The sequence below is a fragment of the Vibrio sp. J502 genome (assembly GCF_025397955.1).
GTDB lineage: Bacteria > Pseudomonadota > Gammaproteobacteria > Enterobacterales > Vibrionaceae > Vibrio > Vibrio anguillarum.
In genome coordinates this window covers 1,379,785-1,392,821 of the sequence record NZ_CP104554.1, presented here as the reverse complement: position 1 = coordinate 1,392,821, position 13,037 = coordinate 1,379,785, and the positions used below count along the sequence as shown (strand labels likewise).

The window sequence follows — 13,037 nt, the reverse complement described above, 5'->3', positions numbered from 1 at the left end:
TAAGATCACGCCATAATAAAGTTGGTTATGGTGTGATTGCTCTCGACTTCAGGAATTATTAATTTTCCAAAATATGTTCAATCGATGAGGGTTTAGAATAGATGAATCCTTGTATAAGATACACAGCACGAGTAGCAAGATAATCAACTTGGTCTCCGCGTTCAACGCCTTCAGCAATAATTTCAATATTAGCTTCTTGTGCTGAGAGAATAATGGAATTGAGTACCTTTATTTTTAAATCGTCAGTTCCAATCGTATCAATAAACATCTTGTCTATTTTAATACAAGAAATACCAAGATTTTGTATATATGAGTAACCACCGTAGCCTGTCCCAAAATCATCAATTTTGAACTTATAGCCTTTTGCCATAAGATGAGATAGTGCCCTACCTGCATTTTCAATATTAATAAATGGCGTTCTTTCTGTTATTTCAAAATGAATCTGTTTGGTGGTCGGCCAATTGAGTTCTTTTAGTGTTTCTGCTAAGCCACCACTTTCAATGTGGGCTGGCACGATATTGATACTCACCCATTGCTGCACGTCGAATTGTTCTAAATCATCAATTACTTTTCTTATGATTTGATTCGTTATCTGGATGATTAAACCGGATGTTTCCGCCGGACCAACGAACTCATTTGGTGGAACCATCTCCTTGCCTTTGCACCAACGAACTAAGATCTCATAGCCAACGACTCTCTCTTCTCGGCTATCAAGAATGGCTTGGTAGTAAGGGATGAATTGTTTATCTTTAATGCCTTTAAAAATTAATCCTTGAATTGAGTTTCTATAATTTCTGAACTTTAAATAAAAAATAGATAATAAGATGCCAATTGCCAGCGCAATGGGATAACCCCAATGTATTAATTGGTAGTGAAGATATTGGTTGAATTCTTTACCAGCAGAGAGTGTTTCTTGAATATCAAACTCTTTTATGGTGTAACTAATGGTTGCGATGTGGTCTTGGTAAGCGATCTCTTTATTGCCTCGACTCATTCTCAATCCATTTAAACTAGGCGATAAATAATGAAAATTTAATAAAAAGCAATTTATACAATCACCTTTTAATATCTCTTCTTGCCAGCTACTGTCTAATATTCAAAAAATTCGATTACCTTCTTTTTGATAATAAATAAGTAGCTCTTTTTCTGTATCAAAAAGTGCGGGAGTAGTGGACATGTAAAACCCTGAAGATAGGTTATAGGCTTTCAACTCATCCGAAAGTTGTAATGGGAAACCGACAGTCGAGCAGCTACGCCCGTCTTTGTTGGCAACCGCGATCATTCTAATAAATCGGTTGTAGTACTTGGAATCACGAATTAATGACATATCGCTTGCTTGGCATTCATAATTTATCTGAGCGACTTGATCTAAAATCATATCATTTAAGCTCTGAGCTCTATTGGCCAAGTAAAGATTGACGGTATCGAGTTTGTTTTCCAGCACATAGCGTGTCAATGGATTGATTAATATCGGGATGGCTAACGAAAAAATAAGAGTCGGGATCAGAAAGAGTAAGATCGCTATTTTAACGGATCTGGTCAAAGTCATAAATGCAACCTTAGGCATCGTTATGCCACTGCGTTAGTAAGTGCGCAGTTTAGCATGCCACTGGTTCAATTGATGAGAATTTCGAAGAGTTATACGATTACCCAATGTATTACATTATCTGGATTTGAAGCCGTAGTTCGAAGCCAAAAGTAATAGCGTTAATCATGGTTGTATTCTTGACGTGAGTGAGTGTTAGAGAGTGTTTGAAATCCAGAATAAATGCGGGTAATGGTGGTGAACCAGCATGCGCCGCCGAATAGATAAGCTATTAAGGCAAAATGTTGAGGAAAAAGACAAAACAGGACGAAACAAGCAATCGTTTCTGTACCCTCAGTCAAGCCTGACATGTAATACAGCGATTTATGCTTGTAGATAGGGCTGTGGATGTTTCGCTTGCTGGCCATCACGGCGAAGGCAAGAAAGCTGCTTCCCGTACCGATAAAAGAAAAGATCAAAAAGGCACCAGCTACCGCATTGTGCTCAGGTGAAGCCAGCACAAAACCAAACGGAATGAGCGAGTAAAACAGAAAATCTAAACTGATATCGAGAAATCCTCCCGCATCGCTGACCCCTTGAATTCTTGCCAACGCACCATCAAGACCATCCGCTATTCGGTTTAGTATGATGAAAATTAATGCCAGCGTGTACTGCGAGAAAGCAAGTGCAGGAAGTGCACAGCAACCTAAAGCAAAACCCCAGAGTGTCGTTTGGTTCGCTGTAATGCCTAAGCGATGAAGCCCTTGAGCTGTTTTCTCTAGTGGCCAACGAATGATTTTGACACTAAATCGATCAAGCATGTGCGCTCTCCCATGAGCAGGTTAAAATGCGGCTGTTAGGCGGAACATCGTCTTTATCGTGCGTGACCATCAAGGTCGGAATGCCTTCGGCGACCAGTTGATTGAAGACCCAATCCCTAAATTGGATCCGCAGTGCTTTATCTAACTTACTAAATGGTTCATCCAATAGTGCCAGTTTAGGTTGAGCCAGTAGCATGCGAGCCAAGCTAATACGTGCTCGCTGCCCCCCAGATATCTGTTCTGGGTAAGCATTGGCAAGATGTTCGAGAGAAATTTTCTGTAATGCTTTTTCTGCTTGAGACTGCCGTTCATGGCCTTTTACCGAGTTGGGCAAGGCAAAAGCCAAATTTTGCCAAACCGTCAGATGTGGGAAGAGCAGATCATCTTGAAATAAAATACCGACTTGCCGCTGATGTGCAGGCCGCAAAGTGATGTCGACACCGTCCAGTATGACTCTGCCTTGGAAGCTAAAATCCCTCCCCAAATGACCCGCAATTACATTAAGTAGCGTTGATTTTCCACAGCCGCTCGGCCCCATTAAGCTAACAATTTCACCAGGGGAGATGGTGATATTTAAATCCGATAAGAGAGCTTCACCATTTTGTTTATGGATGGCGAGGTTTTCGAGGCAGAACGTCATGAGTAATGGCTTCCTTACGGGCAGTTTTTTTAACAATAGGGTTCATGGTACGGCGATGAGTTTGTAGGCGGCTGATCACAATCGCCAAGGTGAAAAAAATTAAAGGCAGTAGGGCTTGCCAAATGGCATAGATAGCGGTGACTCTGCGGTCAAAGCCACTCGAGAGCGCAACGGCTTCGGTAGTAATAGTAGCGATCCTTCCTGCGCCGAGCATCAAAGTCGGCAAATATTGCGCTAAGCTCACACTCATTCCAACCGCTGCCGCGTAAACGATGGCTGGCAAGAGTTGCGGCGTTTTAATTTGCCAAAATACTTGCCACGGCGTTTTTCCTAAACTTAACGCTGCTTTAGTCAGGTTTTGATTGTAGCTTTGCCACGGGCCATCCAACGCAAGGTAGACAAAAGGAAAGGCGAAGAATACATGTGACCATGTAACCCAAAGCCAATACTGATCGCTGGCTAAAAAGAGTGTGGCGATCTGCATGCCAAATAACAGTGAAAGCTGAGGAATGAGCATTGGCAAGGCGATCAAATAACTGGGTAAATGGCGCTGATATTTGAGCTTATACTCATGAGCGAGTAGAGATAACACCAGCGCAATCACAGTGCTGAATAGCGCTAATTGTACGCTTTGATAAATGGTTGGTGCGATATTCAACCATTCGTTGTCCCAAAAACGGGTACTGAACTGGCAGGGCCATAAGTCTGGAAAGCGCCAACGTTGTGCAAAACTCCAAACCACCATTAAAGGCAACATCAGCAGAGATAAGGTAATGATGAATAAAAACAGTGATTTTCCTGGCAAGGAAAGCGCATAGCGCCCTGAGTATTGCCAGCGTTTGTAGTGTTGCGTGAAACACTTTTCGATGAAGAGAACGATCAATAACATGGCGCTGGCAAGTATAAACAACAGAACGGCGCCAGCGGCGGCGCGAGGAATTAAGGCTAAGTTAGGGTCACTAAACCACTGCCATACCAATACTGCAAACGTTGGTGGATTATTGGGGCCTAAAATGAGTGCCAAATCGACAACGGATACACCGTAGGCAATCACGGCAAAGAGGGCAAACCGCAATTTGTTTAACCACTGTGGGAAGATCACTTTTAGCCATAGTTGGGGTTGAGAATAACCCAGCGAAGCCGCTGCTTGTTGCAGTTTATCAATGTTTAATTGCTGCAAAATTGGGATGCTCATCAGCAGTAAAAAAGGAACTTCTTTAAGTGCTAACGCTAAGGTTAACCCGACTGCGTAAGGGTTGCGCACTAAAAGCGAAGCGCCATCTCCCATGAATGAGGTTCCAAATAGATGATACAAAAGGCGATCCATCATGCCGCTTGGCGAGAATAAAAAAGCAAAACCAATGGCAAAAGCGACGTGAGGCATAGCCAGTAGCGGTGACAAAGCGTTCTCTACTTTTGACCAGTAAAGGCTGTGCCACAATGATTGCAATATAGCAAAGCAGATCGCCGCGGCGAGATAGGTACTGATTAACGCAGAACCTATGCTAAGTAGTAGAGATTGCCCGACTCCCGACCATTGTAAAATGGCGATGTAGCCATCTAGAGAAAAGTGGTGCAAGCCAACGGGAGGAATATAGCCCAATGAGGAGAGTATGACCCCAAGTAGGCCGGGAACAACTGGGGCAATACAGATGACAATAATCAGCAAATAGCTTGCTCTAAACATCGGGCTTTATCTCAGTCTCTTTAGTGGCCGTAGCGTTGTTGCCATTCGGCTTCAAGCGCCGTTTGCCAGCTTGGATGTGGCTCGGCGATTGATTTAAATAGCTGAGTTTTCTTGGCGCTGCCACTTAAGAACTCATTTTGTAATACCGATGGATCTCCCCAAATGGAAAGATCACCTTTACGAGATTGTGCTTCCGGACTGAGTAAGAAATTAATCGCAATCAATGCGCCTTCTTTGGCACTCGCATTCCAGGGAATGGCTAGAAAATGAATGTTAGAAAGAGCCCCTGTTTCAAACGCGTAGGAGCGGGTAGAGGCCGCGAGCGTTCCATTTGCTTGAGCGGAAAAAACAGCATTGGGGTTAAAGTTGATGGAAAGATCAAGCTGACCATCATCAAGCAATTGCAGCATTTGAGCAGAGCCGCTGGGAAACTGCTTGCCTTGACGCCAGGCCACAGGATGAAATTCATCAAGATAGCGCCAAAGAGGCGCTGTCACTATGGCAAAATTTTGTTCATCCACAGGCTTAGACAGTGCAACATCGTCCTCTGTTAGTTCAATCAATAAGGCTTTAAGGAAACTGGTGCCATGAAACTCAGGAGGACGAGGGTAACTAACACGATTCGGAAACGCCTTTGCGTAGCTCAACATTTCTGAAAATGAACGGGGTGGGTTATTGAGCTTTTCCTGATCGTAAATAAACACCAGTTGTCCTACACCCCAAGGCGCTTCAAGGCCAAGAGTCGGCTCTGAAAAATCTTGATCGATCGGCAGTGAGGAATCAACATATTGCCAGTTAGGTAAACGCTCTGTGAATGGCCCATACAGTAAGCCATTATTTTTCATCGACTTAAAGTTTTCACCATTAATCCATACTAGATCGACACTGCCATTATTATTTTTAGCGGCCGCCTTTTCTGCAATAAGCCGCGTTGTTGTCTCGGCAATATCGGTCACTTTCACCTGCTTTAACTCGATACCGTAGCGATCTTGAAGTTCGTTGCCTGCCCAGCGGATGTACTCATTAATCTCTTGGCTTCCTCCCCACGCGTGAAAGTAAACAGTTTGCCCTTTGGCTGCATCTGAGGTTTGTTGCCAAGTTTGCGCCGACGCGTAAAACGCAAACGCACCTGTTAAGAGAAAGGTGATGAGCTTTTTCATAATTATCCTTAAAGATCGCTTTATTCAGTGACTTAGTGAATAGACCGGAGATATTTCCATGTTCATTCATTATGAACGAAAAAAAACAAAAGATCTGAATTGGTGAGAAAAAGCAGAAGTCGCAGATAGGTGAATGATGTGTGAGGTGGTCTACGGAAATGGCAGCCTGATGGAGAAGACTGCCATGAGAAGAATGACTGAAATTAATTTACCCAATCACGTAAAGTAAAGGTGAGCGTGTGAACCTCATTTTTAAGCGTTAGGCTATCTTTAGTCAGATTGATCTCGCTCCAATCTGACAATGTTTGAGAAAACGCCTGCTCGGTATCCATGACATCACCGATACACATCATCATGGTCATGCCCATTTTTTCGATGCGGAATTGGTTGTCTTTTAGCTCGGCTTGCCCAAAAAAGTTATTGCAACCTGCGTTACCGCTAGCCATCATCTTTTCGCCGATTTCTAATCGCGGTGCTTTTTGTTTGTCATTATTGACCACGTCCTTGCCATCAATTTGCACCAGTTGCCAATTGTGATGCTGCAAATCTTGAGCGGTAATGCTTTCTACATCACCATTACTTGCACAGGCACTCACCAATACAGGTAGCGAAATTGCGGCTAGCCATTTTTTTGAACTAAACTTCATCGTATTAGACCCCAGAATTTGGAAAACGCGCACAGTATATAAAATTGAGTACTGTTTTTGTCAGTATAAGGTGATTGTTTTATATGCGTCACAGTTTGCAATCAGGAAGTGACACACGTTACTCTTATGTGGCGGACATTAAATTGGAAAAATAATTGAGTAACCATGGAGCAACTCGAATTTTTTAAAGTGCTGAGCCCTTGTATCGGTGTATGTTCAGTTGATGACAAAGGTTATTGCCAAGGCTGTATGCGTAAAAGGGAAGAGCGTTTTAACTGGCTCTCAATGACTGCTGCGCAGCAACTGCATGTCATAAAATTATGCCAACAGCGCTATAAGCGGAAAAAACAGAAACAACAAGCGCAAAACAAAGCAGATTCCGAGCCAGAAACGAACCCGCAGCGCGATCTGTTTTAATCAATTACTTCATTCCCCAAAAATCACTGACCCAACCACCAGCATGTTCATCAAAATGATTACCGTGAAAACGTTTATTCACATCGGGTTGTTCCATGTTGGGTTTTTCTGTCAGAAGCTGTTGAATATAGTTCGCCATTGGATCTGTACGTTGGTGCCGCGTTACAACATCTTTTATCAGTTGTAATCGATAAGTGGAACTTGCGCGTTTCATTTCTATAACCTCCATTGTTGTGGTAACCAATAGAAAAAATAGAAGCGATCCAGTACAGCGTCAATCAAAGATCTGCTTAAAATTTGCTCAATTTTATGATTAAAAATTAACCGCCTGATTTGGCTCGATTAAAGCTCTTTAAGCCATAGAATCTATTTAAAGAGAGATCGATCTCGAAATTTTGTGATTGCTTTTCAGTGTTGCAACCAAATTAGCGACCCCATCACATAAACATATTTATAAAATCAATAATATCCACTCTGTTTTAATGAAAGCCTGTTTATACGTATGAGTATGTTATGAAACTAAAAATTGTTACTAGCGCAATACTTGCTTCTATTGCCGCTTCTTCTTTCGCTGCTGATGGCGATATTCATCAAGTTACCATTCTTGGTACTTCCGATATTCACGGGCATTTTATGCCATGGGATTATGCTGCTGACAAACTGAATATGCAGGGGAGCCTAAGTCAAATCGCCACCAAGGTTAAACAGATACGAGAGCAAGATAAAAACGTTATTTTAGTGGATGCGGGAGATACGATTCAGGGAAACTTTGTTGAAACGTTTAAGCATGAAGCCGTAGACCCTATGATGCTCGGTTTTAATGAGATGAACTACGATGTTTGGGTGCTGGGTAACCATGAGTTTGATTTTGGTTTATCGGTATTAAATCGCTCCCTGACTCAATTTAAAGGCCGAGCGTTAGCCGGGAATATTCAGAGGCCCGATGGCAATCCATTCTTACCCGCCGCAACAATTATTGAAAAAAATGGCGTCAAGATCGGTATCATTGGAATGGATACTCCGATGACACAAGTGTTTGCTGAAGGCACTAATCGCCTTGAAGGCATGAGCTTCACTAACCCAACACTTGAAGTGAAAAAAGTGATTGGGCAGATAAAAAATGATGTCGATGCGATCGTTTTGGTTGCGCACATGGGGCTGGATAACGAAAACGACATCAAAGATACGGGCGTATCTGATATTGCCAATGCTAACCCAGAAATCGATGCCATTGTTGCTGGCCACATGCACACTAAAATTGATAAAGCGATGGTAAACGGTGTCATCATTACCGAGCCTGACAAATATGGACGTGTTTTATCTCGAATCGATTTCCAATTTGAAGAAAAGGATGGCAAATACACGCTCGTTCATAAAGACAGCTTCACTTACCCTATAAAAGGTGTTGATTCTGATTCGAAAATGGAAACGCTGTACGCACCTTATCATCAACGCTTACGAGAAAATGCCAATCGCGAAATTGCGATACTTGACGGAGTCGACTTGGTTCCTGATGATGAAATTCGCGGTATCCCTCAAGTGCATATTCAAGATACCGGCATCAGTGCGCTGTTTCAGGAAGCCAGTTTTTTCTACGCGCCAAAAGCAAACGTGATCGCACTGCAAATTGATAATGACCAAGCTCAACTTGATACTGGCCCAATCAAAGCAAAAGATATCGCGTTTAACTATCAATATGCTGGTGGTGAAATTACGGTTTACCAAATGACGGGTAAAGAGCTGCGCACCTACATGGAATGGGCCGCTGGGTATTTCAATTCCGTCTCGCCAGGCGATGTGACTTATAGCTTTGATCCAAAGCGGCGCGCATCGAAATACTCAACCAATGATTTTTTTGCGGGTGTCACTTACACCATTGATCTTACTCAACCTGCGGGTAAGCGAATTAAAGATCTGCGTTTTGCTGGTGGACAACCGATTGATGATACTAGTGATATTCGGTTGGGTATGAATAGTTACCGAATGGGGCATTTGACGCAGAAAGGGGGTAGCCTTGAAGGGCGGTCATTCCCGATTATTTTTGACTCGGAAGCGGAATATGGCGAAGAGGAAGGAACTATTAGAAACCTAACGATCCGCTATCTCACCCAAGAAAAGCAAGGCCGCTACGAAGGGAAACCAATGCAACGTTGGAAGCTGGAAGGTTTGCAAGGGTATGAATCGGAACGTGCCATCGTGAAAGCTCTAATTAATAGTGGCCAAATTGATGTACCAAGTAGTGATGATGGGCGTTATAGCAATATCGCCTCGATCAATGTTAAAGCACTACTTTTTACCAATAAGGCCGCGGCTGAAGAGGCGATCAATGCGCGTATTTTGCAAAGTAGCCAAGCTTCTGATGCTGAAAAACAGCGTATCAATCGAGATATTGTATTGCTCAAGGCATTGAATGTTAATGTTTTAGATTAGCTAAAGTTTTAAATTAACGGTTAAGGCTCTGGCCAAAAGTCAGAGCCTACTACTTTAACGACTAACTCATCAATAACCAGAATCCAACACCTATCATCAATGAGCCTGAAATACGGTTCATTAGACGCACATTTTTTGAATGCCCTAGAGCTCGTTTTAACCCCTTGCCACCTGTTGCGTAAAGTGTCATACAGACAAATTCTGAGACCATAATAATGGACACCAGCAGTAATAGTTGAGGTGCAAGTGGTGCTTCACTATTAATAAAAGGCGGAAGTAGGGAGATCATAAACGCCCAGCCTTTAGGGTTAGCAATCGCGGTCACAAAACCTTGCATGACAAGATCCCAGTCTTTGTTATGGGGAGTGACCTGTGAGTCGCTACTGAGGGCGAGCTTGCCTTTTGAACGCCACATCTGAATGCCTATATAGCCAAGATAGATGGCACCGATGGTTTTGAATCCGGTAAAGAGCCAAGGGTAATTGAGCATAATCGAAGCCATCCCCAAAACGGCTGCGATGGAAACGAACGCCACACCGACGATCTCTCCCATCATCATCCATAAAGTTCGGCGATAACCAATACTCATCCCAAGACTCAGTGCCAATGTCATGCACATACCTGGAGTAATCGAAACAAAAAAGAATGTTGGTATAAATGCCAGAAGTAAAGTACTGCTCATTAATCAATCCGTGTTGAGAGACAAGAGCTCTAGCATACACATTAATTACAATCTTCACTATTTCACTTTGCTGTGCAATTGACGACAGTGTTACTTACGGATTGAAACCAATAAAGATGACCGTTTGGGATGATGAAGCATAGATAGGATGCACAGAGATGGAAAAAGCCGCATTGCTGCAGCTCTTTCGTTGTTATGACTTACTTCTTACGATTTTTTAGTCGATTCATCATGTTCAAACGACGTTCTGCGGAGGCTTGATCCGGCTTTTCGTCATTTGGGTTGTTACGACGGCCTTGGCGATCTTTGTACGCCGCTTTTGTGTGAAGTTTTTCAATGTAGGCATCACGCTGTTTAGGTTCATAACCTGGCTGCTCAACACGGCGGATGCGTTGCTGGATAAGGTTTTCAACCTGAACAACAGTCAACTCTTCTTCGCGGCTGACAAATGAGACAGCATGTCCCTGTTTGCCAGCACGACCAGTACGACCTATGCGGTGTACATAATCTTCGGCGAGAAATGGCATGTCATAGTTAACCACGTGTGGCAGGTCGACGATATCTAAACCACGTGCAGCCACATCGGTCGCAACCATGACACGCACTTTGCCTTCTTTAAATTCTTCAAGAGCGCGTCGACGTGAACTTTGTGCTTTATCGCCATGACACAGCACGGCCTTGATGCCATCCAGTTTCAGCTCTTTAACCACTTCATTAGCCGTCTCTTTATAGTTCACAAACACTAAGACTTGTTGCCAATTTTTGCGGCCAATCAGTTCAGACAGCAGTTCCGTTTTACGCTCTTGATCGACAGGGTAAACCACATGCGCCACTGTTGCGGCCGTGGTATTGGCACGATCAGCATTAATGCGTTTGGGTTTGCGTAAAATATCGCCCGCCAGTTGGTTAAGCTGAGTGGATGTAGTGGCTGAGAACATCATGATTTGCGGTGAGGTTTCTACTTCCAGCATGATTTTACGCACGGGATTGATGAATCCCATATCTAAAATTCGATCTGCTTCGTCGAAAACCAAAAACTCAAGGTTGGCGAGTGAAACATTACCTTCACTTAAATGCTCTTCTAGTCGGCCAGGGGTCGCGACCAAAATGTCCACACCCATTTCAAGCTGACGAACTTGAGAAGACATTTTATTTCCACCGTAAACAGCAGCGACACTGAGTTTGGTGTACTTGACGTAGTCTTTAATGTTCTGGGCAATTTGCGCCACTAATTCACGCGTGGGTGCCAAAATTAAGCCTCGCGCTGTTTTAGGCGAAGGTTGCTTGCCGCTATCTAACAGATGTTGAATAACGGGCAGTGCGAATGCTGCGGTTTTGCCTGTGCCAGTTTGCGCCGTTGCAAAAATATCATGCCCTTTACGAGCCTCGGGAATGGCTTGTCGCTGAATGGGGGTAAGTTTTTCATAGCCGCATTCAGTAAGCGCTTTAACAAGTTCAGGAGCAAAACCTTGAGATGAAAATGACATTTAACGGGTTCCTTAAGCAGACAGCCTACAGTTCTTAATTTTAGCCGTGCACTATATAGGATTTAGAGTGATTTATCTCACGTTTATCGTGATCAGTGATAAATTTCCTACATTATTGACCAATTGTATTTGAGTTCACAAATGAGATGAATTGGTGATTCATAGCGGTTGCCTATCTTTCTATTATGTTTTTACTTCAGAAGCCGATAATAAATGGTAGACTCTCAACACTTGCGTAGCATCATGATGACGCAGAAGTAATTAACCTTGATAAAGGATGCATAGACGCCATGGACAATGCAGATTTTGTACAGAAACGGCAATATTACCGCTTAAAGTATCCAAAGCGGGCAAGACCTACCGTAAAAATTGATGATCAGCTATTCCATGTCTGTGAAATATCAGAGCAAGGCATTCGTATTTCAATGCCGAGAGTGACTACCTTATATTGTGGTCTATCGATGTCTGGTACGGTGCAGCTACGCAGCAACAATACAGTCAAAATTGCAGGTCAAGTACTGCGCTTTCAACAAGATGAAGTCGTGGTTCAACTATCCAATGGTCCTGCTTTTAAGCACATGGTTGAAGAACAGCGTTATATTCGCCAAAGATACCCGTCTTACTTCTCGTCTTTACGTTCTGCTTAAATCAAAAACTGTCTGCGTTGAAACGAGCGGTGCGTGCTTCTGCGATTGTGCAGTGCGTGATGTGCATAAGTTCGGCGAGAGTGATTGATGGGTTTTGTTTAACAAGCCTTACCAACTTGGCTGATTTGGGTTCAAGCTGTTCCTGATATTCTGCCAGTTTGTCTTTGAGTCTCGTTATTAAAAATTGCATGGCCAGTGAATCAAGTTCTCTGAGCCGATTTGCCAATAATTCAAGTTGCGTTATCTCACCACTGATTTGCCAATTTCTGGAACGTCGTATTCGTTTCAGGTCGCACTGATATTCTCTCGCCAGCATTTTTGCTTTTTTCGCATTTTCTCCACCAAGCCGATGAATCAATGAGGGGAGGGAAATCGTGATGATCATAATAGCCATGTTCTTGTTTGAATGACTTTCCGTTATAACACGGTCTTCACGGTCTTATAAAACGGTGAAACCCCGATAGTTGGTAGCTATCGGGGTTTCGAATTTTTAGATTTCTCGGATGGTAAGGCCGATCATCTTTATGCAAAAGGTTGGATTTTATCCAACTAATTCCTTGGTAGGAAATTAGATGCGGATGAAGTCCATGTGCTCAACTTTTGGCTTGAACACGTGACGTTGAACGTCTTGTGGCTTAACTTTTACTTCTGCGCCATCAATTACTAGAGTAATTGCTTCGTAGAATTCTGGTTTGTCCATTTGGTTGATCACGTCAGAATGATCCAGTGCGATAGCAACTGGTGCTGCTTCACCACCGTAAACAACTGCTGGGAATTGGCCCGCGTGACGTAGGCGGCGGCTCGCACCTTTACCTAGTTCAGTACGTACTACTGCTTCGAATTTCATAGTTTTTACACTCAAATTAGTAAAAATAAACTTCACATCTGCAATGC

General features: G+C 43.2%; 15 protein-coding genes. 3 read left to right on the top strand and 12 right to left on the bottom strand.

All coding sequences use genetic code 11. The features are described 5' to 3' along the window. Nucleotides 1-58: 58 nt before the first annotated feature. The 7 genes from N5E84_RS06505 to N5E84_RS06475 all read right to left on the bottom strand — a co-directional run bounded on the left by N5E84_RS06505 (nucleotide 59) and on the right by N5E84_RS06475 (nucleotide 6,480). The gene (locus N5E84_RS06505; RefSeq protein WP_019282610.1) at nucleotides 59-994 is read right to left on the bottom strand and encodes an EAL domain-containing protein; all 936 of its coding nucleotides are present in this window, start codon (nucleotides 992-994) and stop codon (nucleotides 59-61) included. A gap of 102 nt (nucleotides 995-1,096) precedes the next feature. Then, nucleotides 1,097-1,549 carry a hypothetical protein gene (locus tag N5E84_RS06500; RefSeq protein WP_019282609.1) on the bottom strand — a complete coding sequence of 151 codons (453 nt, stop codon included), beginning with the start codon at nucleotides 1,547-1,549 and terminating at the stop codon, nucleotides 1,097-1,099. 158 nt (nucleotides 1,550-1,707) lie between these two features. After that, nucleotides 1,708-2,346: a CDP-alcohol phosphatidyltransferase family protein gene (locus tag N5E84_RS06495; RefSeq protein WP_013857469.1), complete on the bottom strand. Its 639-nt coding sequence runs from the start codon at nucleotides 2,344-2,346 to the stop codon at nucleotides 1,708-1,710. Beyond that, nucleotides 2,339-2,986 (bottom strand): ATP-binding cassette domain-containing protein, encoded by a 648-nt coding sequence (locus N5E84_RS06490; protein ID WP_019282608.1) that lies wholly within the window; start codon nucleotides 2,984-2,986, stop codon nucleotides 2,339-2,341. The genes N5E84_RS06495 and N5E84_RS06490 overlap by 8 nt, the downstream gene beginning before the upstream one ends. Further along, entirely contained in the window at nucleotides 2,952-4,673 is a 1,722-nt protein-coding gene (locus tag N5E84_RS06485; RefSeq protein ID WP_019282607.1) for an ABC transporter permease, read from the bottom strand. Before N5E84_RS06485 ends, N5E84_RS06490 begins: the two co-directional genes overlap by 35 nt. A gap of 20 nt (nucleotides 4,674-4,693) precedes the next feature. Then, the gene (locus N5E84_RS06480; protein WP_019282606.1) at nucleotides 4,694-5,833 is read right to left on the bottom strand and encodes an ABC transporter substrate-binding protein; all 1,140 of its coding nucleotides are present in this window, start codon (nucleotides 5,831-5,833) and stop codon (nucleotides 4,694-4,696) included. A gap of 203 nt (nucleotides 5,834-6,036) precedes the next feature. Then, a complete protein-coding gene (locus tag N5E84_RS06475; protein ID WP_026028018.1) occupies nucleotides 6,037-6,480 on the bottom strand; it encodes an META domain-containing protein in 444 nt (147 codons plus the stop codon). Between the two features lie 165 nt (nucleotides 6,481-6,645). On the opposite strand from N5E84_RS06475, the gene N5E84_RS06470 reads away from it, so the two are divergent. Beyond that, the gene (locus N5E84_RS06470; protein ID WP_013857474.1) at nucleotides 6,646-6,897 is read left to right on the top strand and encodes a DUF1289 domain-containing protein; all 252 of its coding nucleotides are present in this window, start codon (nucleotides 6,646-6,648) and stop codon (nucleotides 6,895-6,897) included. Nucleotides 6,898-6,901: 4 nt separating this feature from the next. Here N5E84_RS06470 and N5E84_RS06465 read toward each other — a convergent pair whose 3' ends face one another. Beyond that, nucleotides 6,902-7,111 (bottom strand): hypothetical protein, encoded by a 210-nt coding sequence (locus N5E84_RS06465; protein WP_026027723.1) that lies wholly within the window; start codon nucleotides 7,109-7,111, stop codon nucleotides 6,902-6,904. Nucleotides 7,112-7,410: 299 nt separating this feature from the next. On the opposite strand from N5E84_RS06465, the gene N5E84_RS06460 reads away from it, so the two are divergent. Next, nucleotides 7,411-9,327 (top strand): bifunctional metallophosphatase/5'-nucleotidase, encoded by a 1,917-nt coding sequence (locus tag N5E84_RS06460; protein WP_019282605.1) that lies wholly within the window; start codon nucleotides 7,411-7,413, stop codon nucleotides 9,325-9,327. Nucleotides 9,328-9,388: 61 nt separating this feature from the next. Here N5E84_RS06460 and N5E84_RS06455 read toward each other — a convergent pair whose 3' ends face one another. Together N5E84_RS06455 and N5E84_RS06450 are read right to left on the bottom strand one after the other, a co-directional pair. After that, nucleotides 9,389-10,009 carry a LysE family translocator gene (locus N5E84_RS06455; protein WP_013857026.1) on the bottom strand — a complete coding sequence of 207 codons (621 nt, stop codon included), beginning with the start codon at nucleotides 10,007-10,009 and terminating at the stop codon, nucleotides 9,389-9,391. A gap of 200 nt (nucleotides 10,010-10,209) precedes the next feature. Then, on the bottom strand, nucleotides 10,210-11,496 hold the full coding sequence (locus tag N5E84_RS06450) for a DEAD/DEAH box helicase (protein WP_029388373.1): 1,287 nt from the start codon (nucleotides 11,494-11,496) through the stop codon (nucleotides 10,210-10,212). A gap of 290 nt (nucleotides 11,497-11,786) precedes the next feature. Here N5E84_RS06450 and N5E84_RS06445 point away from each other — a divergent pair, with 290 nt between their 5' ends. After that, entirely contained in the window at nucleotides 11,787-12,143 is a 357-nt protein-coding gene (locus N5E84_RS06445) for a PilZ domain-containing protein (RefSeq protein WP_017046184.1), read from the top strand. Between the two features lies 1 nt (nucleotide 12,144). Here N5E84_RS06445 and N5E84_RS06440 read toward each other — a convergent pair whose 3' ends face one another. Both N5E84_RS06440 and rplY read right to left on the bottom strand, forming a co-directional pair. Next, entirely contained in the window at nucleotides 12,145-12,537 is a 393-nt protein-coding gene (locus N5E84_RS06440; RefSeq protein ID WP_017046183.1) for a ribosome recycling factor family protein, read from the bottom strand. A 174-nt stretch (nucleotides 12,538-12,711) separates the two neighbouring features. Further along, a complete protein-coding gene (gene rplY, locus N5E84_RS06435; RefSeq protein WP_010318386.1) occupies nucleotides 12,712-12,990 on the bottom strand; it encodes a 50S ribosomal protein L25 in 279 nt (92 codons plus the stop codon). Nucleotides 12,991-13,037 lie beyond the last annotated feature (47 nt).

Coding starts and splice junctions, on each gene's coding strand:
- N5E84_RS06505 (WP_019282610.1), bottom strand. CDS start 994: ATGAGTCGAGGCAATAAAGAGATCGCTTACCAAGACCACATCGCAACC.
- N5E84_RS06500 (WP_019282609.1), bottom strand. CDS start 1,549: ATGACTTTGACCAGATCCGTTAAAATAGCGATCTTACTCTTTCTGATC.
- N5E84_RS06495 (WP_013857469.1), bottom strand. CDS start 2,346: ATGCTTGATCGATTTAGTGTCAAAATCATTCGTTGGCCACTAGAGAAA.
- N5E84_RS06490 (WP_019282608.1), bottom strand. CDS start 2,986: ATGACGTTCTGCCTCGAAAACCTCGCCATCCATAAACAAAATGGTGAA.
- N5E84_RS06485 (WP_019282607.1), bottom strand. CDS start 4,673: ATGTTTAGAGCAAGCTATTTGCTGATTATTGTCATCTGTATTGCCCCA.
- N5E84_RS06480 (WP_019282606.1), bottom strand. CDS start 5,833: ATGAAAAAGCTCATCACCTTTCTCTTAACAGGTGCGTTTGCGTTTTAC.
- N5E84_RS06475 (WP_026028018.1), bottom strand. CDS start 6,480: ATGAAGTTTAGTTCAAAAAAATGGCTAGCCGCAATTTCGCTACCTGTA.
- N5E84_RS06470 (WP_013857474.1), top strand. CDS start 6,646: ATGGAGCAACTCGAATTTTTTAAAGTGCTGAGCCCTTGTATCGGTGTA.
- N5E84_RS06465 (WP_026027723.1), bottom strand. CDS start 7,111: ATGAAACGCGCAAGTTCCACTTATCGATTACAACTGATAAAAGATGTT.
- N5E84_RS06460 (WP_019282605.1), top strand. CDS start 7,411: ATGAAACTAAAAATTGTTACTAGCGCAATACTTGCTTCTATTGCCGCT.
- N5E84_RS06455 (WP_013857026.1), bottom strand. CDS start 10,009: ATGAGCAGTACTTTACTTCTGGCATTTATACCAACATTCTTTTTTGTT.
- N5E84_RS06450 (WP_029388373.1), bottom strand. CDS start 11,496: ATGTCATTTTCATCTCAAGGTTTTGCTCCTGAACTTGTTAAAGCGCTT.
- N5E84_RS06445 (WP_017046184.1), top strand. CDS start 11,787: ATGGACAATGCAGATTTTGTACAGAAACGGCAATATTACCGCTTAAAG.
- N5E84_RS06440 (WP_017046183.1), bottom strand. CDS start 12,537: ATGGCTATTATGATCATCACGATTTCCCTCCCCTCATTGATTCATCGG.
- rplY (WP_010318386.1), bottom strand. CDS start 12,990: ATGAAATTCGAAGCAGTAGTACGTACTGAACTAGGTAAAGGTGCGAGC.